The sequence below is a fragment of the Aquabacter cavernae genome (genome assembly GCF_003993795.1).
Lineage (GTDB): Bacteria > Pseudomonadota > Alphaproteobacteria > Rhizobiales > Xanthobacteraceae > Aquabacter > Aquabacter cavernae.
The window spans coordinates 1-20,596 of the sequence record NZ_RWKV01000003.1 but is presented as its reverse complement, the minus strand read 5'-3'; the positions used below and the strand labels follow the sequence as shown (position 1 = coordinate 20,596).

18 protein-coding genes and 1 pseudogene are annotated in these 20,596 nt (G+C 64.9%); 12 read left to right on the top strand and 7 right to left on the bottom strand.

Translation table 11 applies throughout. From position 1 onward, the window contains the following. Positions 1–17 precede the first annotated feature (17 nt). From ansP to pdeM, 3 genes are all read left to right on the top strand, one after another. On the top strand, positions 18–1,529 hold the full coding sequence (ansP, locus tag EJJ38_RS01885) for an L-asparagine permease (protein ID WP_164738375.1): 1,512 nt from the start codon (positions 18–20) through the stop codon (positions 1,527–1,529). A gap of 136 nt (positions 1,530–1,665) precedes the next feature. Beyond that, complete coding sequence (locus tag EJJ38_RS01880; protein ID WP_127088429.1) at positions 1,666–2,757, top strand: NADH:flavin oxidoreductase/NADH oxidase; 1,092 nt, start codon at positions 1,666–1,668, stop codon at positions 2,755–2,757. Between the two features lie 78 nt (positions 2,758–2,835). Beyond that, on the top strand, positions 2,836–3,537 hold the full coding sequence (gene pdeM / locus EJJ38_RS01875; RefSeq protein ID WP_127088428.1) for a ligase-associated DNA damage response endonuclease PdeM: 702 nt from the start codon (positions 2,836–2,838) through the stop codon (positions 3,535–3,537). Between the two features lie 118 nt (positions 3,538–3,655). Here the strand turns inward: pdeM and EJJ38_RS01870 are convergent, their stop codons facing one another. The 5 genes from EJJ38_RS01870 to EJJ38_RS01850 form a co-directional block, all read right to left on the bottom strand. Further along, positions 3,656–4,510, bottom strand: coding sequence for a DUF2076 domain-containing protein (locus EJJ38_RS01870; protein WP_127088427.1), 855 nt, complete (start codon positions 4,508–4,510; stop codon positions 3,656–3,658). A 154-nt stretch (positions 4,511–4,664) separates the two neighbouring features. Continuing rightward, positions 4,665–5,303: a thiamine phosphate synthase gene (gene thiE, locus EJJ38_RS01865; protein WP_127088426.1), complete on the bottom strand. Its 639-nt coding sequence runs from the start codon at positions 5,301–5,303 to the stop codon at positions 4,665–4,667. Between the two features lie 93 nt (positions 5,304–5,396). Beyond that, positions 5,397–6,707, bottom strand: a complete 1,311-nt coding sequence (glcF, locus tag EJJ38_RS01860) for a glycolate oxidase subunit GlcF (RefSeq protein WP_127088425.1) — start codon at positions 6,705–6,707, stop codon at positions 5,397–5,399. Positions 6,708–6,737: 30 nt separating this feature from the next. Further along, the gene (glcE, locus tag EJJ38_RS01855) at positions 6,738–7,946 is read right to left on the bottom strand and encodes a glycolate oxidase subunit GlcE (protein WP_127088424.1); all 1,209 of its coding nucleotides are present in this window, start codon (positions 7,944–7,946) and stop codon (positions 6,738–6,740) included. 18 nt (positions 7,947–7,964) lie between these two features. Further along, a complete protein-coding gene (locus EJJ38_RS01850; RefSeq protein WP_127088423.1) occupies positions 7,965–9,458 on the bottom strand; it encodes an FAD-linked oxidase C-terminal domain-containing protein in 1,494 nt (497 codons plus the stop codon). A 173-nt stretch (positions 9,459–9,631) separates the two neighbouring features. Here EJJ38_RS01850 and EJJ38_RS01845 point away from each other — a divergent pair, with 173 nt between their 5' ends. The 8 genes from EJJ38_RS01845 (at position 9,632) to EJJ38_RS01810 (ending at position 18,421) form a co-directional block, all read left to right on the top strand. Next, positions 9,632–10,567, top strand: a complete 936-nt coding sequence (locus EJJ38_RS01845) for a LysR family transcriptional regulator (RefSeq protein WP_127088422.1) — start codon at positions 9,632–9,634, stop codon at positions 10,565–10,567. An 84-nt stretch (positions 10,568–10,651) separates the two neighbouring features. Next, positions 10,652–11,362 (top strand): AzlC family ABC transporter permease, encoded by a 711-nt coding sequence (locus tag EJJ38_RS01840; protein ID WP_127088421.1) that lies wholly within the window; start codon positions 10,652–10,654, stop codon positions 11,360–11,362. Continuing rightward, a complete protein-coding gene (locus tag EJJ38_RS01835; RefSeq protein WP_127088420.1) occupies positions 11,355–11,666 on the top strand; it encodes an AzlD family protein in 312 nt (103 codons plus the stop codon). The genes EJJ38_RS01840 and EJJ38_RS01835 overlap by 8 nt, the downstream gene beginning before the upstream one ends. Before the next feature lie 539 nt (positions 11,667–12,205). After that, positions 12,206–12,688 carry a hypothetical protein gene (locus EJJ38_RS01830; RefSeq protein WP_127088419.1) on the top strand — a complete coding sequence of 161 codons (483 nt, stop codon included), beginning with the start codon at positions 12,206–12,208 and terminating at the stop codon, positions 12,686–12,688. Between the two features lie 133 nt (positions 12,689–12,821). After that, complete coding sequence (locus EJJ38_RS01825; protein WP_127088418.1) at positions 12,822–13,520, top strand: hypothetical protein; 699 nt, start codon at positions 12,822–12,824, stop codon at positions 13,518–13,520. After that, positions 13,517–15,508, top strand: a complete 1,992-nt coding sequence (locus EJJ38_RS01820) for an ATP-binding protein (RefSeq protein WP_127088417.1) — start codon at positions 13,517–13,519, stop codon at positions 15,506–15,508. Before EJJ38_RS01825 ends, EJJ38_RS01820 begins: the two co-directional genes overlap by 4 nt. 11 nt (positions 15,509–15,519) lie before the next feature. Next, on the top strand, positions 15,520–17,409 hold the full coding sequence (locus tag EJJ38_RS01815; RefSeq protein WP_127088416.1) for a hypothetical protein: 1,890 nt from the start codon (positions 15,520–15,522) through the stop codon (positions 17,407–17,409). A gap of 151 nt (positions 17,410–17,560) precedes the next feature. Beyond that, complete coding sequence (locus EJJ38_RS01810; protein WP_127088415.1) at positions 17,561–18,421, top strand: hypothetical protein; 861 nt, start codon at positions 17,561–17,563, stop codon at positions 18,419–18,421. Between the two features lie 13 nt (positions 18,422–18,434). Here EJJ38_RS01810 and EJJ38_RS01805 read toward each other — a convergent pair whose 3' ends face one another. Then, a complete protein-coding gene (locus tag EJJ38_RS01805) occupies positions 18,435–19,241 on the bottom strand; it encodes a hypothetical protein (protein WP_127088414.1) in 807 nt (268 codons plus the stop codon). Between the two features lie 218 nt (positions 19,242–19,459). Here EJJ38_RS01805 and EJJ38_RS01800 point away from each other — a divergent pair, with 218 nt between their 5' ends. Further along, positions 19,460–20,362, top strand: a complete 903-nt coding sequence (locus EJJ38_RS01800) for a hypothetical protein (protein ID WP_127088413.1) — start codon at positions 19,460–19,462, stop codon at positions 20,360–20,362. Between the two features lie 107 nt (positions 20,363–20,469). Here the strand turns inward: EJJ38_RS01800 and EJJ38_RS01795 are convergent. Continuing rightward, a pseudogene (locus EJJ38_RS01795) lies at positions 20,470–20,596 on the bottom strand (IS5/IS1182 family transposase); the annotation flags it as partial.

Genomic DNA, 20,596 nt, shown 5'->3' with positions numbered 1-20,596 from the left:
AGGGGGGCGTATTTTCCATGAGCGTAGCGGATCAGGGCGACATGTCGCCGGACGACAATATCGACGCGACCGCCTTCGACAAGAAGGCATGGCTGGCCTCCCACGATGACGGCCTGCACCAGGGCCTGGGACGCCGCCAAGTCCAGATGATCGCCATCGGCGGTGCCATCGGCACCGGCCTGTTCCTGGGTGCCGGCAGCCGGCTGGAACAGGCAGGCCCCTCCCTCGCGCTCGTCTATCTGGTGTGCGGCGCCTTCGCCTTCCTGATCCTGCGCGCCCTGGGCGAGCTGGTGATGCACCGGCCGAGCAGCGGCAGCTTCGTATCCTATGCCCGCGAGTTCCTGGGCGAGCGCGCTTCCTATGTGGCGGGCTGGCTCTACTTCCTGAACTGGGCCATGACCGGCATCGTGGATTGCACCGCGGTCGCCCTCTACATGCAGTATTGGAACGTCTTCACCGACGTGCCCCAATGGATCTTCGCGCTCGGCGCCATGTGTATCGTCACGGCCCTGAACCTCATCAACGTCAAGTATTTCGGCGAGATGGAGTTCTGGTTCGCGCTCATCAAGGTGGCGGCGCTCACGGCCTTCCTCATCATCGGCGCGCTCATCCTGGGCACCGGCCATGGCGTGGGCGGCCACCCCACCGGCTTCCATCTCATCACCGACAATGGCGGCTTCTTCCCCCATGGCATCCTGCCGGCCCTGGTCCTGGTCCAGGGCGTGGTGTTCGCCTATGCGGGCATTGAGCTGATCGGCATCGCCTCCGGCGAATGCCAGGACGCCAAGACCGTCCTGCCGCGCGCCATCAACGGCGTGATCTGGCGTATCGCGCTCTTCTATGTGGGCTCCGTGGTGCTGCTGGTCTGCCTGCTGCCCTGGACCGCCTACAGCGCCAAGGAGAGCCCGTTCGTCACCTTCTTCTCCACGCTGGGCGTGCCCGGCATGGGCAGCATCATGAACGTGGTGGTGCTCACCGCCGCCATGTCGAGCCTGAATTCCGGCCTCTATTCCACCGGCCGCGTTCTGCGCTCGCTCGCCATGGGCGGCTCCGCCCCGCCGCTCCTGGCCAAGCTCAACGCCCATTCGGTGCCGTTCGCCGGCATCATGGTCACCGTCTCCATCTATGCGGTGGGCGTGGTGCTGAACTATCTCGTGCCGTCGCGGGTGTTCGAGATCGTGCTGAACATCGCCTCGCTGGGCATCATCTCCACCTGGGCCTTCATCCTGGTGTGCCAGATCAAGCTGCGGGAAGCCGTTCAGCGCGGCGAGGCGGCCCCGGTCACCTTCCGCATGCCGTTCGCCCCCTTCACCTCCTACCTCACCCTGCTCTTCCTGCTGGGCGTGCTGGTGATGATGGCGTTCGACTACCCCAACGGCACCTTCACCATCGCCGCCATCCCGGTGCTGGCGCTGCTGCTGTGGGGCGGCTGGCACCTGCTGAAGAAGGTCCACCCCACCACGCCGGTCCTGCCCTCCGTGGTGCTCACCCAGCGCATCCTGGAAGGCAAGAAGGGCCCCGAGGCCTGATGTCCACGGCGGGGCCCGCGCCCCGCCGCCCCCCCTCCCGGGTCATGCAGGTTCCGATGGGCAGCCGTGCCGATCGCGTGACTTGCCAGATGCCAAGGCTGACTTATTGTCCCTCCTCTCATTCGGGGGAAGCTTCATGTCCGCCTTGTTCACGCCCTGGTCGTTGCGCGGTCTCACGCTGGACAACCGCATCGTGATCGCGCCCATGTGCCAGTATTCGGCGCGCGACGGGATCGCATCCGACTGGCACCTGATCCATCTCGGCACCCTCTCCCAGTCGGGTGCCGGCCTCCTCATCCTGGAGGCCACGGCGGTGGAGCCGGAAGGGCGCATCTCTCCGTGGGATCTCGGCCTGTGGTCCGACGAGACGGAAAGCGCGCTTGCCGACGTGGTGCGGCGGGTGCGCGCCTGGTCACCCATGCCCATCGGCGTGCAGATCGCCCATGCGGGGCGCAAGGCGTCGGTGAATTATCCCTGGAAGGGCGGCAAGCAGATCCCCGCCTCGGCGGGCGGCTGGGTGCCCTTCGCCCCCTCCCCCGTCCCCCTCACCGTGGACGAGGCGATCCCCACCGCCCTCGACGCGGACGGCCTGGAGCGGGTGAAGACGGCGTTCGCCGACACCGCGCGGCGCGCGGCCCGCATCGGCTTCGACATGGTGGAGGTGCATGCCGCCCACGGCTACCTGCTGCACCAGTTCCTCTCCCCCCTCTCCAACACCCGCACCGATTCCTATGGCGGCGTGCTGGAGAACCGCATGCGCTTCCCGCTGGAAGTGTTCGAGGCAGTGCGCGCGGCGGTGCCGGACACAATGCCGGTCTTCGTGCGCATCTCCGCCACCGACTGGGTGGAAGGCGGCTGGGACGTGGAGGAGAGCATCGTCTTCGCGAGCGAGCTGCAGAAGCGGGGCCTGGACGTGATCCACGTCTCCTCCGGCGGCCTCTCCCCGGCCCAGCAGATCACCATCGCGCCGGGTTATCAGGTGCCCTTCGCGGAGCGCATCCGCGCCGCCACCGGGCTCACCACCCTGGCGGTGGGGCTCATCTCCGATCCCAACCATGCGGAGGAGATCCTCACCTCCGGCAAGGCGGACGGCATCGCGCTGGCGCGCGGCATCCTCTACGACCCGCGCTGGCCCTGGCACGCGGCGGCCGCCCTCGGGGCGAGCGTCCATGCCTCGAACCAGTATCTGCGCTGCCAGCCGTCCGGGCTTCGCCAGCTCTTCAAGTGACCCCCCGCCCGCGCCGCACGGCAACCTGACCGAAGCAACCTGACTTGCCGTGCGGCGCGGGATGGGCAATATCGGCCCATGCTCGCGCGTTCCGATTCCGTTCCCGGCCCGCTCCTGGCGCTCAACGGCGCCGAAGTGACGCTCGATCCCTTCGGCGGGCTGGTCTGGCCGGCCGAGCACCTGCTGGTGGTCTCCGACCTGCATTTGGAAAAGGGCTCCGCTTATGCCAAGCGGGGGCGCATGCTGCCGCCCTATGACACGGCCGACACCCTGACCCAGCTGGAAGCCATGGTGGCCCGCTGGCTCCCGCGCACCATCATCGCCCTAGGCGACAGCTTCCATGACCGGGACGGCGCGGGGCGCCTCAGCAGCGCCGCGCTCGGGCGCCTGCGCCACCTGCAGGCGGGCCGCAGCTTCATCTGGATCGCCGGAAACCACGATCCCGAGCCCTCCCCGCTCCTTGCCGGCGAATGGGCCGTGGAGGCCAGGATCGGCTCTCTCATCTTCCGGCACGAGCCCGCCGCCCATGCGGAGCCGGGCGAAGTGGCCGGGCATCTTCATCCGGCGGCGCGCATCGCGGTGCGCGGGCGCACCATCCGCCGCCGCTGCTTCGCCACGGACGGGCGCCGCATTGTCCTGCCCGCCATCGGCGCCTTCGCGGGCGGCCTCAATGTGCGGCACCCCGCTCTGGCGGGCCTGTTCGCCGGCCCGTTCGATGCCCACATGCTGGGACGTGAGCGCACCTATCGCATGGCGGTGCGCACCTGCATGGCGGACTGACGCCCGTCGCCGGACACCCCATTCGCGCAAAAGAAAAGGGCGCTTCAGGATATCCCTGAAACGCCCCGGATAGCCGTCCGGCCCCGGCCGAAGCCGAGGCTGTCTGCGTAAGGACCGATCAGGTCCAGCTGGAATCGTCGCCGCCGCCGCCGGAATCCCAGCCGCCATCGTCGAAGCTGGCATCCTGGGCGGAGGTGTCCTGCGAGCCGTCATCGACGAAGCCCGCATCCTGCGCCGAGGCGTCCTGGCCGCCCGCGCCCCAGGGATTGCCGCCCAGCGCGTCCCCACCAAGGGCATTCTGGGCCTGCTGGCCGAGATCGCCGGCCGCAGCGGCCGGGTCCAGCGCCGCCGCCTGCTCGGCGATGGGGCCGGTGCCGCTGGACATCACGTTGCGGATGCCGTCAACAAGCAGAGCACCGCCCGCGACGCCCGCCGCCGTGGCCAAGGCGCCCTGGAGGAAGCCGCCACCGCCGAAACCGCCGCGCTGCCCGCCCCAAGGCCCCGGAGCGGCCTGCTGGGGATAGCCGCCCTGAGGCATGCCGCCCTGGGCATACTGGCCCTGCGGATAGCCGGGCGCCGTGTAGCCGCCACCCTGCTGGAAGCCCGGCGCGGTATAGCCGCTGCCCTGCGGGGGAAGGGACTGCTGGGGAAGCGGCATGGCCCGGTTGCCGGTGGACGGCACGGACGTGCCGCGCCCGCCCAGCAGGCTGCCGAGGAAGCTGCCGGCCCCGGCGGGGGCCGCCGGCTGCGCCTGGGTGCGCGCCTGCTCTTCCAGCTCCTGGATGCGGGCATAGGCCTGCTGGAGCGCGTGGTCCTGCACCAGAACGGTCTGGGCGAGGGCATAGGGGGCGTAGGGCGCGTCCTGCACCCGGCGCGCGATCAGGGCTTCCGCCTCGCCGTCGCGCGGCTGGCCCGCCGTGCCTTTCAGGCGATCGAACAGGCCGTCGATGAGGGAACGCTCGTCGGGGGTCATGGTCAGACTCCGGTCCAATAACGCAGCGCATATGAGCACGCACATGCGACAGGGAAAGGGCAGGGCCGGATGAAATTTCGTTAAACTTTACGCAAGGGAAATCCCACGGCGGATGAGGCCACCGGCTCCCTCCCTCCCAGGCGCTGCGGGGTGCTCAAGCGCGGGCCGCGGCGATCTCGTCGCGCAGGGCGCGGGCGGCGGCGGCGACATCCGGCGCGGCACAGAGGGCCGAGACTACGGCAACGCCGTCCGCACCCGCGCGGATGACATCCCCGGTGATCGCCCGGTCGATGCCGCCGATGCCCACCAAAGGCAGGGACACCTGCCGGCGCACAATGGCGAGCCCGTCCAGGCCGATGGCGGCGCCCGCATCGGTCTTGGTGCCCGTGGCCTTGACCGGCCCCGTGCCCACATAATCCACCAGAGAGAGGTCGGAAGCGGCCAGTTCCTCGAGCGTGCCCACGGAGAGGCCGAGGATGCGCTCCCGCCCCAGCAGCGCGCGGGCATCGGCGGGCGCCATGTCGCTCTGGCCGAGATGGACGCCGTCCGCATCCACCGCCACCGCCACGTCCACGCGGTCATTGATGATGAGCGGCACGCCCAGCGGCCGCAGCAGGGCCAGCAGCGCGCGGGCCTGTTCCGCCAGCGCCCGCCCCTTGGCATCGGGATCGCGCAACTGCACCAGGGTCACGCCCCCGGCCACCGCCGCGCGCACCGTTTCCAGAAGGCCGCGCTGCGCGGTCTGGCGCGGGTCGGTGACGAGATAGAGCGAGAGATCGAACGCGCGTGCCATGGAGATACCGGCCGTTCTCGTTATGGAGGCCCCGGAGATGCCTGACGGCCGGGCACGAACCCGCCCGGCCGGCCGGCGCTTATAGCACCGCCCTCACGCCGCCGCGCGGTGCGCCAAGGCGGCCGGCGGCGGGCCGCCCGTGGCCCAGTCCAGCAATTCCACCGTATGGACCGTGGGAATGGCCGTGCCGCTGCCGATCTGAGTGAGGCAGCCGATATTGCCGGAGGCGATCACGTCCGGCACCAGGGCTTCCAGATGGCCCACCTTGCGGTCCCGCAGGCGCACCGCGATCTCGCTCTGGAGCATGTTGTAGGTGCCTGCCGAGCCGCAGCACAGATGGCTCTCGAAGGGCTCCGCCACGGTGAAGCCCGCCCCCTTCAGCAGCGCCACCGGCGGCCCCTTGATCTTCTGCCCGTGCTGGAGCGAGCAGGCGGCGTGATAGCCCACCCGCACATCCATGGGCCGCCCCTCCGGCAGGCCGGCCTTGGCGAGGAACTCGGTGACGTCCATGGCGATGGCCGAGACCCGCGCGGCCTTTTCCGCATAAGCGGGATCGAGCCGGAAGACGTGGCCGTAATCCTTGATGGACGTGCCGCAGCCGGAGACCGTGACGAGGATGGCGTCCAGCCCCTCCCCGTCCATCTCACGGGTCCAGGCGTCGATATTGGCGTGCGCCAGCCCATGGGCCTGCTTGGCCTTGCCCATATGGTGGACCAGCGAGCCGCAACATCCTTCCCCGGCCACCCGCACCACTTCCACGCCCATGCGGGCGAGCAGGCGCATGGCTGCCGCGTCGATCTCGGGCCGGAGCGCGGGCTGGGCGCATCCCGCCAGCAGCGCCACGCGCGCCTTGCGGGGGCCGGACACCGGGCGGACGCCGGGCTCCTCCCCTTCGCTGCGCCCCTTGGGAAGCTGGGCGAGGCGCAGCATGGCGGCGGCGGGCTTGAAAGCGGGCACGCGATCCAGCAACGGCGCCAGCGGCTTTGCCGCCACCGCGCCCAGCATGGCGAGCCGGAACCGGCTCCGATAGGGCAGGATACGGGCGAGCAGGCCGCGATAGAGCCGGTCCATGAACGGTCGCCGATACGTTTCCTCCACATGCACGCGGGCCTGATCCACCAGGTGCATGTAATGGACGCCGGACGGACAGGTGCTCATGCAGGACAGGCAGGACAGGCAGCGGTCGATATGCTTTGCCACCTCAGCATCCGCCGGGCGGTCATTTTCCAGCATGTCCTTGATGAGGTAGATGCGCCCGCGCGGGCTGTCCAACTCATCGCCCAGCAGCGCATAGGTGGGGCAGGTGGCGGTGCAGAAGCCGCAATGCACGCAGGCCCGCAGGATCTGGTCCGCCTCCGCGATGCGCGGATCGGCGAGCTGGGCGAGGGAGAATTCGGTCTTCATGCGTCTGTCCTCCGGACGCGGCGCGCGTGCTCACGGTTCGGCATACATGCGCCCCGGATTGAGGATGCCCTTGGGATCGAAGCTCGCCTTCACGCGGCGCGTGAGGGCGGCAAGGGTCGGCTCCAGCGGCTGGAACACGTCGCCGCTGCGCTCGGCGGCCGTGGCGCGCACCAAAGTGGCATGGCCGCCCTGGGGCTGAAGCGCCGCCCGCACCGCGCCGGCCTGCGCCTGCGCATCGGGCATCAGCACCCAGACGAGCCCGCCCGCCCAGTCGCAGAAGGTCTCGGCGCCCAGCGTGTCGGCGAGGAGCCGCGCCAGCACCGGCCCGGCCATGGGCGCGGTGGAGATGCGCCACACCGCCCGCTCCCCCGTGCCCGAAAAGGGCAGTGCGTCCCGCACCATGGCCCAGAGGCCGCGCGAGGCGGTCTCCTCCAGAACCTCCACGCCCCCGAACGGCGTCATGACGGAAATGAGCATGGCCCGGCGGGCCCGCACGGAGGGCGCGAAGCCTTCCAGGCGGAACGCCACCACCGCCACCTCGCCCGGCACCTCGCCGCGCCGCCGCGCGATCTCCGCCGGCAGATAGGCCGCGCCGGACACTTCGCAGGAGGAGCCCATGGCCGCGCTCATGGCGCGGGCGGCGGCGGCGGGATCGAGCCCGAACACCAGCAGCGTCTCCTGCGTCTGCGGGCGCGGCAGCACCTTCAGCGTGATCTCGCTCATGATCGCCAGCGTGCCGAACGAGCCCGCCAGCATGCGCGGCAGGTCATAGCCGGTGACATTCTTCATCACCCGCCCGCCCGACTTGAACGCCTCGCCCCGCCCCGACACGGCGCGGATGCCAAGCGCATGGTCACGCACCGCGCCATGGCTGAGGCGACGGGGGCCGGAGAGATTGCAGGAGAACAGCCCGCCCATGGTCCCCGCCCCGGCGGGCGTTCCCAGCAGCGCGCCGCTATCCATGGGCTCGAACGCCAGCATCTGGTCCTGCGCCGCCAGCATGGCCTCGATCTCCCGCACCGGCGTTCCGGCGCGGGCGGTGAAGACCAGTTCGTCGGGTTCATAGAGGGTGACGCCCGACAGCCTGGACAGGTCCAGCCTGCGGCCGGCCGGCACGGCGCGGCCGATGCCGCTCTTGGTGCCGTGGCCGGCAATGTCCAGGCCCGTCCCCTCGGTGGCAGCCGCCGCCACGGCGGCCACAAGGCCCGCCTCGTCGGAAATATGCACGGTCTCAATCATGGGAAATGTCCGGCGGGCTCAGAAGCGGGGAAGGTCGGGGAAGGGCACCTGCCCCCCGCTCACGTGCATGCGACCAAGCTCCGCGCAGCGGTGCAAGGTGGGGAACACCTTGCCCGGATTGAGCAGGCCCTGGTCGTCGAACGCGCATTTCAGGCGCTGCTGGTGCGCGAGGTCCACCGCGTCGAACATTTCGGGCATGAGGTCGCGCTTCTCCACGCCCACGCCGTGCTCGCCCGTGAGCACGCCGCCCACCTCCACGCACAGGCGCAAGATGTCGGCGCCGAAGGCTTCCGCCGCATCCATCTCGCCGGGCTTGTTGGCGTCATAGAGAATGAGCGGGTGCAGGTTTCCGTCGCCCGCATGGAAGACATTGGCGACGCGCAGCCCGTGGCGGGCCGACATCTGCCGCATGCGGGACAGCACCAGGGGCAATTGCTTGCGCGGAATGGTGCCGTCCATGCACAGATAGTCCGGCGACAGGCGCCCCACCGCCGGGAAGGCGGCCTTGCGCCCGGCCCAGAAGCCGAGCCGCTCCTCCTCGCTTTGCGAGACCCGCAGCGTGGAGGACTTGCAGGCGGCCGCGATGCGGCTCACCTCCTCCAGCAGATGCGCGCACTCCGCCTCCGGCCCGTCCAGCTCCACGATGAGCAGGGCCTCCACATCCAGCGGGTAGCCCACATTCACGAAGGCCTCGGCGGCGGCGATGGCGTCGCGGTCCATCATCTCGATGCCCGCCGGGATGATGCCGGCGGCGATGATCTTCGCCACGCAGTCGCCCGCATCCTCGGAGGTGGGGAAGCCCACCAGCACCGCGCGGGCCACGTCCGGCTTCTTCAGGAGGCGCACGGTCACTTCCGTCACCACGCCCAGCAGGCCCTCGGACCCGACGATGGCGGCCAGCAAATCGAGCCCGCCCGCATCCAGGTGCTTGCCGCCGAGCCGCACCACCTCGCCGGTGATGAGCACCATTTCCAGGCCCAGCACGTTATTGGTGGTGAGCCCGTATTTCAGCGTGTGCACGCCGCCGGAATTCTCCCCCACATTGCCGCCGATGGTGCAGGCGATCTGCGAGGAGGGGTCGGGCGCGTAATAGAAGCCCTCATGCTCCACGGCGCGGGTGATGCCGAGATTGGTGACGCCCGGCTGCACCACGGCGCAGCGATTGGCATAGTCGATCTCCAGCACCTTGTTGAACTTGCCGAGCCCCAGCAGAACGCCATCCTGCAGCGGCAGGGCGCCGCCCGACAGCGAGGTGCCCGCCCCGCGCGGCACCACGCGCACGCCGGACGCATGGCAATAGGCCAGCACGCGGCTCACCTGCTGCGTGGTCTCGGGCAGCACCACCACCAGCGGAAGCTGCTTGTAGGCGGTCACCCCGTCGGATTCGTAGGGCTTCATCTCCCGCTCGCGGAAGATCACGCCCTCGCCGGGCACGATGGCGGAGAGGTCGGCGATGATCTGCGCGCGGCGTGCGAGCACGCCTTCGTCCGGTGCCGGCAGCCTGAGGCTCATTTCGGCGGTATTCCTTGGATTCGTTGTCCTCCATGGACACTATAATCGTTCCAGACGGAAAAAGCCGTCGCGGATTATGTTCCTTTCGGTTAAAAATCCCGACGCCCATGGAAAAAATCCGCCGCCCCTCTCCTACCCCGCCGGCCCGCCGCTCCGCGCCGGAAAGCCGGCCCATGCTGGGCAATCTGGGGGACCTGGAAATCTTCGCCCGCATCGTCACCGCAGGCAGCCTTTCGGCGGCGGGGCGGGAGCTGGGCCTCTCCCCGCCCGTCGTCTCCAAGCGCGTGCAGCGGCTGGAGGAGCGGCTCGGCGCGCGCCTGTTCCAGCGCACCACCCGCAAGGTGACGCTGACCGAGGCGGGACAAGGCTTCTATGAGCGGGTGGTGGCCATCCTCTCCAATATCGAGGAGGCGGAGAGCCAATTGTCCCGCCGCTCGGCGGAGGCGCGGGGCCTGTTGCGGGTGGCCGCGCCCACCTCGTTCGGGCGCCTGCACATCGCGCCCCATCTCGGCCCGCTGCTGGAGGCCAATCCCGGCCTCACCGTGGACCTCGAACTCTCCGACGGCTTCGTGGACATCGTGGGCGAAGGCTTCGACCTCGCCGTGCGCATCGCGGACCTGTCGGATTCCAGCCTCGTGGCGCGCCGCCTCGCGCCGGTCCATCGCGTGCTGTGCGCCACCCCCGCTTATCTCGCGCAGGCGGGCGAGCCGCGCACTTTCGCCGACCTTGCGGACCACCGCCTGCTCGCCACCCACAGCCAGGATCCCTGGCGCCTGGAAGGCCCGGACGGCCCCGTGGTGCAGCGCGCCCAGTCCACCCTGCGCACCAATTCCAACGAGGTGGTGCGCGCCGCCGTTCTGGCGGGCATGGGCATCGCGCTGCGCTCCACCTGGGACGTGGGGCCGGAGCTGCGCGCCGGCAGCCTGAAGGTGGTGCTGCCCGCCTTCCATGCGTCGAGCCGGGTGGGCGTGTTCGCCGTCTATCCCTCGCGCCGCTTCCTGCCCCAGAAGGTGCGCGTCTTCATTGATCACCTCGCCGCCCTCTACGGCTCGGTACCACCCTGGGACGAGGGGCTGGAGCAGATCCTCTCCCCCGCACTGGCGGCGTAGCTGGCCGCGCGGCCATGCGCAAATCGGGTTGGTCGGCGCCGGGGGCCTATGGCATGAGCGGGTGCCTCGATTCCGCGGAGCCCCATGGACGCGCCCTCCCCTACCGCCGTGCGCTTTACCCGCGAGGCTTTCCTGGCCGGCGCGCGGGTCATGGTGCCCCTGATGCCGGGCATGCTTTTGTTCGGCCTCGCCTTCGGGGCGGCCTCCGCGCAGAAGGGCTTCTCCTGGCTTGAGACCGCGCTCTCCAGCGGCCTCGTCTTCGCCGGGCTCGCCCAGATGGTGGCGCTGGAAGGCTGGCAGGCCCAGTGGACGGTGCCGAGCCTCCTGGCGCTCGCCGTCCTCACCTTCACGGTGAATATGCGCCATCTGCTGATGGCCGCCTCCATGCGCCCCTGGCTCAGCGAGCTTCCGGCCTGGAAGTCCTATCCCTCCCTGTTCCTGCTGGCCGACAACAATTGGGCGGCCACCATGCGCTATTATTCGCAAGGCGGGCGCGACGCGGCCTTCTTCGTGGGCTCGGGTTCCTTCACCTGGCTCATGTGGGTGCTCTCCACCGTGGCGGGGCAGGTGCTCGGCGGCGGGCTGCCGGACCCCAAGGCCGTGGCCATCGACGTGGTGGTGCCCGCCTTCTTCATCGCCATGCTGGTGCCCAACTGGAAGGGCCGCCGCGAAGTGGTGGGCTGGGGCGTGGCGGCGGCGGTCTCGGTGGCCGCCTCCTATCTGGTGCCCGGCTGGTGGTTCATCTTCATCGGCGCGGTCTCCGGCGCCATCGCGGGAGGCTTCACCGATGACTAGCCTCCTCGACGCCTCCACCCTCGCCGCCATCTGCGTCATGGCGGTCACCACTTTGTTCAACCGCACCGCCGGCTTCATGGTGATGCGCTTCATCCCGCTCACCCCCCGCGTGCGGCGCATCCTGGAATGCCTGCCCGGCGCGGTCATCGTCGCCATCGTCGCCCCCACCGCCGCCCATGGCGACCTCGCCATGGCGGCAGGGCTGGTGGCCGCGCTGGCGGCGGCGAAGTTCCTGAAGAGCGACTTCTTCGCGGTGATCGGCGCCGTGGTGGTGACGGCGGGCCTGCGCTACGTGGGGTTTTGAGGGGCGGGCGGCGGGGGGTTGGGACGGATCGATTTTGAGATCGATGGGTGGGTTTTGGCCCTTTGCCAACCTTCGACGGCACTTTCCGCGACGTCCGCTTAGCGCCCCCATTCACGCCATTGGGTTCCTCTTTGCGCTATCTCGGAAGCAGTCATTGGCGATGACAACGCTCGCAGCTAAGCGACCGTCATTGCTCCCGGCCCCATCGCCCAATTGATGCAGCCTTGGCGCAGTTCGTTATCCGTCGCTTCGGTGCTGAAACTCGAGTGCCTATCTGACGATAAAGTAGTCGGCGATCTGGCAAACGTGCTTCGACGGCATTATGCCGGCAGCCGCAGGAGGTTCGCCCGCGTCGTTGTCACCTGCAAACTCGAACAAAGTCAGAGCAACGGCTTTGACAAATCTTAGAATCGGTGGCTGATTCCCAGCTATCTTACAGCGTCATTAACTCTCGTTTGGATGCTGCGAGCCCAGAAACGGGTCGACAGCCGTTTAGGCTTTACCAGTTTCCCCATTCAACAGTCGATAGGATGAAGCTCATGGCCAAAGACTCTGCGCTTCTGTCGGAGCTGCATAAACTTATCGGGCAGCGGATGGAGGCTGGCCAGATTGCGCAACCGAGCGAAATCGTTGAAGAGATCTTCCAAAGCAAACCTCTGACAGGCCCGCATGCCGACTTCTATAGAGCGTTCGCTAAGAAGGAACTTGTGGGTGTCGTTACACGCATGTTGAAGCGCGTGGGGATGAGCGACGATCCCGCGTCTCCTCAAATGGTCCTTCCCGGCCATACGCGCTTGGTCAAATCGTATCCTGTGCTTCGGAACGGTGAACGGTCCCTGGTTCCAATAGGCCTCTGCACAACGCAAGAACTTTCTGACCACGTCTCGCTTCTTCGCAAGCAGGCAAAAGGCTGCGAAAAACACGCTGCAGAATTGGAGAAGTACCTGATCACCAAGACTGCTCGGGAAGAAAACCACGCGCAAATCGAGAGGTCTGAAAGAACCGAAGCCGAACCGGCATGATAGCCGATGTGGCTCATTCCACCATTTTCTTCACACCCACATACGTCAGAATACGCCGGTGTAGTGTCGGACTAGATTCGCGGAATTAAGCCATTTGAGATATCATGGTTTCTGTGTTGGGGGCACTTCCGGTATGTATGTTTTGGTCGAGGGGGACGGGCCAGCGGGTGAAACTGTGACGCGGTTCCGAGCATCGCGCGAGCCGAGCTATAGACATCGCGACGCGCTCCGGCTGCTTTTCATCTTGGTTGCGGGCAGCGAAGACGCCGACAAGCCCACAGAGGAGTGCGTGAAGGTCTTTCGAGCCGAGAAACGCTTGATGGCCATAGACTTCCTCGTCCGTTATCCTGACTATTTGGGTGACGCCCTGCTGGATCTCTACGAGGAGACCCGCGAGCCCGAGCTGCTGGAGGCGGTTCAGCGCATCTTCCTCGACGACGAGCCTTGCGTCAGACTGGTGCGGATGGTCCGCTGGCGGCACGGCGCCTACCAGAACGTCGAGGATGCCCTTGCAATGCTGAGCTACTACGGCTTGGCGAGACCGATGCAACTCGCCGGTGATGACGGCAAGATTCGTCGGTACGAGTACCTCATATCACCAAAGGCGATCTCGTTCCTGGAAAAGTGTGTTCAGGATCACCCGGAGTTGGCGTGGTATCGTGACCGATTAGCCTTGGTCATGCGGGTCGCCTGCGGCAAGAGCGGATCTGCCCTGAAGGAATGGCAGTACGAGCACCCAGAGTACGGAAACACCATCCAAGGCGACGTGATACCGACCATCCGGGAGCAAGTCGAACAACGCTTGGCCAAGATCGTCGGATTGGAACCATGAGAACGGAACGGACCATCAAGGCGACCGAGATCGCCTGGATCAAGGCCATCGCCGAGGACAGCACCAGTCCGGGGTCAGATGTTCAAAGCGTCCTGCTCAAGTACGGTATTCGCGCGCAGACCACACCGCCGCGTGCCAAGAGCCTTCGCTTCGACAGCATCAAGTTAACGGGCGTTCGAGCCGAGTCCGAGCGCGACGGACCGTTCGAGCTGTCCTGGTCGGACCTGGGGACCGGCATCTGGGCGGTGATGTCCGAGCGCAATTTGCGAGGAAAGTCGTCCATCCTGAACCTGCTCCAAGCCGCAATCCGCGGCGACTTTCCCGGCCGGGTGAAGCCCGACGTCTGGAAGTGGCTAGAGACCATCGAAATCCGGTATCGCATCGACGACGTCCTGCATCGCTTGGAATTGAGCAAGGCGGCCGGCGAGGAGAAGGCGGCAGAAGGTAGGGCCACGCTGAGCCGAAGCGATGGCGACGACCAATGGATCACGCTCTACGAAGGCGACGCTGGGGACGGGCTGAAGTCGCAAACCGAGCACCTGATGATGGAGGAGCTCGATTTCCCTGTGATCTACGCTCACAACAAGAGTACGGGCGGTCATCCCCACGGGTGGCCCCTGATAGCTTCGACGTTCTTTCTGTCGAGTTCTATTGAGCCGAAGGCGCTGTTCGGCGACCTTCCCATCGACGGGCTCCCGCTTCGCCTCCTCCAACTGTTCATTGGGTTGCCGTGGGTCTCCACTTATAGCGCTGCGTTAACTGCGCAGAAGCAGGTCGAGCAGGCACTGGCCGATCGACCGAACCAACCAGGCGTGAACGCGGTGCTCAATACCAGGCTTCTCGAAGTCGAGCGTCAGCTTACCGATGCGAAGAAGGCTCGTGGCACCGACGACCGCGCTGCAATAAGACTGGAACTGGCGCGGCTTGACAAGGAGACTGCGACCGATAGGAAGGCGGCCGAGACCGCTCGGGTCGCCTTCGAGGCGGACACGGCGACCGTCGCGTCCGTCACAGCCAGCTACGACGCCGCACGGCGAAGGCTCAAGCAGCTAGAGGATGAGCGGTCGGCAGGATACTCGTTCCGTCAGCTCAGCCCGACTTGCTGTCCCGCCTGCGAGGCGGCGTTCGAGAACGCTGCGCCAGCGGTTCGGCACGCGGACGGCAATACCTGCGCCTTGTGCAAGAACGACCTGCCGGTCCACGAAGACGATCTGGACAGTGATCGCATCCAGGACGCCCAGACCTTGGTGGAGGAATTGGCTACGTCACTCCAGATCGCCAAGGCCAAGCTCAAAGCCAGCGAGAAGACAGCAAAGGACGCGACCGAACGGCTCAGCGCCGGAATGAGCAGGGTACGAAACCTCCAAGAAGCCATCTCCACGTTGCCGACCAATCCCGAACTCGTCGTGGTGCAGTTGGAGGCCCAGGCCCAACAGCTTCGGGAATTGGTGACCTCGCTGCAATCGCCTGCCAACGAGGACACAGAGATACAGGGTGAACTCAAGATTCTCCGCGCCGCTACCGAAGTCAGCAAAACGCTGATGACCTCTATGCAGTCGGATGTCCTGACGGAGATCGCCGATTCGGTAATGTCCCTCGCCAAGAAGTTCGGTGTATCCCACGTCACCAGCATGCACCTAGATGGCGGCGGGAAGCTGAAGGTCCACCAAGGCGGCGCCGACATCTATTTCAGCAATCTGACGATGGGCGAGAAATTGCGCATCAAGATCGCCATCTCGCTAGCGGCGGTGGAGGTGGCCAAGCGTCGCGGGTATGGCCGGCATCCAGGCCTGCTGATCATCGACTCGCCGGCGTCGGAAGAGGTCGTGAACGAGGACTTTGAGCAGATGCTCGACAGCGTTGCATCTGCTGCAAAGGACATCGGAGGCGTTCAGATCATTATAGGCACGATCGCACGCAAGGCCGTGGAGGCGGTTGTGCCTATCGATCACCGGCTGCACGCCAAGGGGGATGAATACCTCTTCTGACCGGTGGGACGATGGAAGACACATTCGAGCTCCTGACGACGGAAGGCAAGTCCATTCCAGATCCGGGAACGGCTGAAGAGAACGAAGTGCTGGCCGCGATTGAGGCCCTGCCTTCCGAAACCGAACGTGCCAACGCGTTCTGCTGGCTGACTAGTTGGGTGACCACGGCCACCGTTCAGCGCGCTCTGCTGCGGATACTCGAGCGCGAGGATGACGCCACCTCTATTGCGGAAATGGTCGACTGCCTCGGCGAACTGTCAGCGATTCCGAAGGCTTTCGGCCGCAGTGCGTGGGAGATCTTCCGCAGCCGTTTCGAGCCCCGGTCTGAGCATGGCTGGATGCGATCGCAGGCGTTGCGCGGTGCGCTCGTCGTGGCGCAGGGCGATCCCAGCTTAGTTAGGCGCCTGCAGTCGTACCTTCTGGATGTAAAGGCGGACGACGACGACGCCTATCTGCGTCACATCGCCAAGGTTACGGGCGCCATCCTGCGTCGATACCCTGAAGACGATTTCCGAGACCTTCTCTCCAGGCTAGTGGATGTCGACGAGGTAGCGGACGAAGCTGCCCTTGAGCTTGGGCTTGATCGCCTGCAGGAGGGGTTGCTGGCCAAGACGCAGGACGCGCTCACGTCAGCCTTGACGGCGGCGCAGGGGTGGTTTCGCCGTTCGCTTGCCGCGAGCGAAGGGCGTTCGGATGCTGCGCTGTATGAGATCTGCACATCTGTTCTGATCGATGTGCAGAGCAGGGGACTGCACTCTGATCTTGCGCTGGATCTGCCAAAACTTCGTGGGGCAGCCATCGAGTATTCGGCCTATGCCGTGGACCGTCACTCTGCGCATTCATGGCTCGGGGCGTCGTCCCGCGAGCGTTTCCACTGGCTGTCGATGGCCACCAAGTTAGCCATGGTCGCTCACACGTTCACGAAGGACATTTGGCTGCAAGCGGCCATCGTGATCGAGGAAGAGTTGCTATCGATATTCTTCGCGAGCGAGAACATGTTCTCGCGATCCGATGGCCATGGCGCCGATATTCTCGGACGGGAGGCGCTCGTCCAATCGCTGCGGAAACGGCGATATTATCTGCAGACCTTAGATCAGTGGCTCGCCGAGAACGCTGACAGCGATCTGGCGCTGAATGTCGGACAACTACGCGACACGGTGCAGCAGTCACTGGCCGGAGCCGTCCATCGCAGCCCTTTTGACGAATCTACTGAAGGCTGGCTGGTCGATGGCCTCAAGAAAGCCGGCCTCGACGCAGCTACAGCCGCGATGACCGCGGCGCAGTTCGATGTGGCGATAGATCGCAATCGGCAAGTGGCCGAGCTATGGGCCGCCGTCATGGAGAAGCTCTCAGACAGTCCCGACTACCAGCGCGACCATCCTCGAGCGCTGCTGGAACACATGTGTACGCTCATCGTCCGTTTTCTCGATTTTCGCGCCAACGCTGGCAAGAGTACCGATCCGTCTGCTGAGTACGTATTTCGGCGCGGCGCCGATCTGCCGGTCGAACACGACCTTCAACTGGATTTCCTGAAGTTCCTCACGACGTCGGACGCGCCATCGTTCCGAGCCGAAGCCCGCGACTCCGGTGGCGGTCGCGCCGACATCGCTATCGAGTATCGTGGCGTGAAGTCGATCGTCGAGGTGAAAAAGGACGACAACGTGCCCGACAACGCCGAACTTGCGAAGCGATATGCCGGTCAGGCAACGGGCTACCTGACGACCGGTGTCTGTTTCGGTTTCCTACTGGTGCTCGACCTTACGGATCGGAATGGCCATCAGCCGCACATTTCCGAACAGATCAGCGTGGAGCGAAAGGTGCCGGATGGGTCTGAATTAAAATATCACATTGTGGTGGCCAGAATTCAGGCCAAGCGCAAAACGCCGCATGAATTGCGCTAGTCAAATGATAGAGTTACCGAACACCAGAAACGTCGCGGTTCGTATGCGCAGCATAATGGGCCGCTCTCAATTCCAGAGATCGATGCCCTCGCCGGCGCGTTTTGCATGGCAGCATCGAACTGAACGACCTCCTGCATGGGCTGCTGAAATAATGGGACAGGCCAAACAAAAGAAGAGCCGCTACCAGCAAATGCTGGGGGACAACCCGCTGTGCTGTCTGTGTGGAGGCGTGGCCAAGTCGTCCACGGTCGACCACATCCCGCCACAGGCGTGCTTCCCGCGTGGGTTCTTCCCGGAGGGTTTTGAGTTCCCCGCGTGTGAGGCCTGCAACGGCTCGACCAAGAAAGAGGACCAGATATTCGGCTACTACATGCAGATGGGAAACCCCGACCTGTTCACCAAGGACTTGTGGTCGATGTGGCGGCTGCAGGACGGCATTAAGAACAACTATCCGGCCGCGCTTCTGAACACCAAGCTCGGCAATCAGGCCAAGGCGGCGGCGCTGGCTGAAATGGGGATTCGGGTGCCAGCGGACGCCGATCTGTCGAACATGCCGTTGGCTAGTGTGCCTGCGGAGTTTCCTGCGGCGGCCACGACGATCGGGCGGAAGATGGCGTGTGCGATCTACTACAAGGAAACGGGCGGCAAGTTCCTTACGAAGAAGCACTACATCTGGACGGCAACGGTTCACAGCCGCCATCCGCGCGCGTCGCAGCTAACCGACTACATAAATATGATGTTGCCAAAAAAAGAGGTCGGCGGCCGGAGTAACATCAAGGACTACGGTAGGCGGTTCGGGTACCGTTACGGGTACAAGGAGAAGGAGGACTGCATGATCTCCATCTCTCAGTTCGGTGTCGGGTTCATCACGATCTGTACCAGTGGTATCCTTGAGAAAGGCAAAGAGCGGATACCGCCCGAGGAGCTTCAGACCATTTTCCCGACATTCGAAGAGCGGGCAACTGCCGCTGATGCAAAGGAAGCGGAGAAGTCAGCAGCAGTCCTGTCCTAAGGCTTGATTGAACCTAGTCCTCTACGCTGACGCTCACTGTGCCCGGTCCGTTGTCGATACGTCGGCGTATGACCTGCCCGATGTCCGACCTGCCCTGCATCTCAAATGACAACGCAAGCTGTGGCAACTGGTGAGCGTTGCCGTTGTCTTTCATGAACTGCACGAAGGCCTCGACCAGGTTATCAATTTGGTCGAACGAGCTGCCAGACCGGGCGTGCGTAATCACCCTTCTGGTGAAGTCTTCGATTTGGGCCTGCGGAACGGCAGCAGTTAGCCGCCGCACCGTCTCCGGGCCGGTAAGCAACTGTTGCCGGGCCTTCTCCCGACTCTTCGCTTCCAGCGCCTCCGCGGGCGTCACCTTGAAGGCAATTTTCTGGGTGCCCGCCTTGGCATCCGCCTCATAGCTGAAATCGAACTCGATACGGTTCTTGATGGCCGTGTCGGCGAGTCGCAGGCCTGCCTTCGCAACCTTCGACATATCCGGCAACTCGATCAGCGGACTTGGAGGCATCGCCTGCGTGCCTTTGAAGAATCCCTTCATCCACGTCACGAACTTGGCCATGTGGCCGGTCGCGACCGCGATGGCGGTGAGAGCCGATGCGCCGCCACCGGCCAGGATGAGATAATCGTAGAGCAGGAAGCCCGACGAGCCGGTTTCGAAACGCGCCAGGACAAGCCGACTTCCCGTCACGCGCTTGTAGTCGGCGCTAAGATCGCGCAGGAGGTTCGCAACCTCAGCTGCATCCAGCGGGCGCTCATTGTGTATGATGAGCACGAGCGCATTCTGGCGCTCTCGTTCAGAAAACTCAATTTCCGCCATGCCCCCCGATTCTCCTCTTTGCCGACCTCTATAAGGAAAGTTCAACGTGTTCGGGCGAGTATCCAGCAGCGATTCAGGCAGCGCTACGGCAAGCGCGAACTGGGTCCGCTCTGGTACCCAGCCGTGTCGGCCCAGTATGGACTGGGCCGACACAGGTCCTCGACCGTCACGTCCCGCAAGAATGGTGGAACGTCTGGGAGTTGCCTCGCGAACTCAGTATGTCCTTTGGATATAAAGGGGCGATTAGTCAAGTGACAACACTATTATCCTGGATTTCAGTCGATTCTAGAGGTCCAAGCAGAATTTACATTGTGGGAGATAGCCGGATTACATGGGGCTCAGAATCTTACCGGTGGGACAGCGGCCGCAAGGTATTTGCGTCCCGGACGGCGGACATCTTCGGATATTGTGGCGACGTTCTGTACCCAACCTTAGTCCTCGGTCAACTCGGCGATTTAGCCGGCCAAAGCCTGCTTTGGGATCAACAGGCAAACGCTGAAATGCGGCACGACAAGATTGTTGAGTATCTGAAGCGGTCATTTGAACGGCGGCATAATGCTCCGGATTACGACTTCACCATCTTGCATGGTGCACGAGATGGTGAGGGGCTAAGAGGGTCGTTTTACCTTTGGAAGACCAGTTATCGAGTTGGGCGTCGGACCTGGACGGACCAGAAGATCGACGTTGGCGTTCCGTTGAAAAGTGCGGTGCTGGTGAAACTTGGAAGCGGCGACCACGCGCTGGATCGCGAAATCGACGCTTGGGACGCGAACCCTCAGGGTGGCACCGCCCGGTCGATTTTTTCAGCGTTTTGTGACGCGTTGGAGAAGAAAAGCGATCCACTTTCTGGCGGTGTGCCGCAGATCGTGTCGCTTGATCGGCGTGGCGGCGGCAAGGTGATTGGGTTCATAGCCGACGGCGCACACTACATCTATGGCCTTCCAATTCAACCGCTTCCGGAATTGAGCAAGATAGAGTGGGTAGACTCTCTCTTTCAAAGGATGTCTCCTGAAACAATGACACTGCTGCCAAACGCTCAACGACATGCCCGTGTTGAGAAGGGAAAGAAAGGCGGTCTAGCTGCATTTATCGGCAAATCGTTTGGCAAGGCGGACTCGTAGCTGCTCCAATATTGCCCTCAGCGGCCCGGTTATCGTTCGTGACCGCTCCGCGGTTGGCCGGTTAGGCTTTTCGCCAGCGCCCCGGCTCAGCTTGCCGATAGTCCAGTCTAGGTGACCGACTCATAACTTCGCAGCCAGATGCGGATTGATGCGAGTTGGATCGAAGCGAGGAAATTGTCGTCTCGCTTGTCGTAGCGGGTGGCGACGGCTCTGAAGTGTTTGAGCTTGTTGAAG

Coding starts and splice junctions, on each gene's coding strand:
- ansP (WP_164738375.1), top strand. CDS start 18: ATGAGCGTAGCGGATCAGGGCGACATGTCGCCGGACGACAATATCGAC.
- EJJ38_RS01880 (WP_127088429.1), top strand. CDS start 1,666: ATGTCCGCCTTGTTCACGCCCTGGTCGTTGCGCGGTCTCACGCTGGAC.
- pdeM (WP_127088428.1), top strand. CDS start 2,836: ATGCTCGCGCGTTCCGATTCCGTTCCCGGCCCGCTCCTGGCGCTCAAC.
- EJJ38_RS01870 (WP_127088427.1), bottom strand. CDS start 4,510: ATGACCCCCGACGAGCGTTCCCTCATCGACGGCCTGTTCGATCGCCTG.
- thiE (WP_127088426.1), bottom strand. CDS start 5,303: ATGGCACGCGCGTTCGATCTCTCGCTCTATCTCGTCACCGACCCGCGC.
- glcF (WP_127088425.1), bottom strand. CDS start 6,707: ATGAAGACCGAATTCTCCCTCGCCCAGCTCGCCGATCCGCGCATCGCG.
- glcE (WP_127088424.1), bottom strand. CDS start 7,946: ATGATTGAGACCGTGCATATTTCCGACGAGGCGGGCCTTGTGGCCGCC.
- EJJ38_RS01850 (WP_127088423.1), bottom strand. CDS start 9,458: ATGAGCCTCAGGCTGCCGGCACCGGACGAAGGCGTGCTCGCACGCCGC.
- EJJ38_RS01845 (WP_127088422.1), top strand. CDS start 9,632: ATGCTGGGCAATCTGGGGGACCTGGAAATCTTCGCCCGCATCGTCACC.
- EJJ38_RS01840 (WP_127088421.1), top strand. CDS start 10,652: ATGGACGCGCCCTCCCCTACCGCCGTGCGCTTTACCCGCGAGGCTTTC.
- EJJ38_RS01835 (WP_127088420.1), top strand. CDS start 11,355: ATGACTAGCCTCCTCGACGCCTCCACCCTCGCCGCCATCTGCGTCATG.
- EJJ38_RS01830 (WP_127088419.1), top strand. CDS start 12,206: ATGGCCAAAGACTCTGCGCTTCTGTCGGAGCTGCATAAACTTATCGGG.
- EJJ38_RS01825 (WP_127088418.1), top strand. CDS start 12,822: ATGTATGTTTTGGTCGAGGGGGACGGGCCAGCGGGTGAAACTGTGACG.
- EJJ38_RS01820 (WP_127088417.1), top strand. CDS start 13,517: ATGAGAACGGAACGGACCATCAAGGCGACCGAGATCGCCTGGATCAAG.
- EJJ38_RS01815 (WP_127088416.1), top strand. CDS start 15,520: ATGGAAGACACATTCGAGCTCCTGACGACGGAAGGCAAGTCCATTCCA.
- EJJ38_RS01810 (WP_127088415.1), top strand. CDS start 17,561: ATGGGACAGGCCAAACAAAAGAAGAGCCGCTACCAGCAAATGCTGGGG.
- EJJ38_RS01805 (WP_127088414.1), bottom strand. CDS start 19,241: ATGGCGGAAATTGAGTTTTCTGAACGAGAGCGCCAGAATGCGCTCGTG.
- EJJ38_RS01800 (WP_127088413.1), top strand. CDS start 19,460: ATGTCCTTTGGATATAAAGGGGCGATTAGTCAAGTGACAACACTATTA.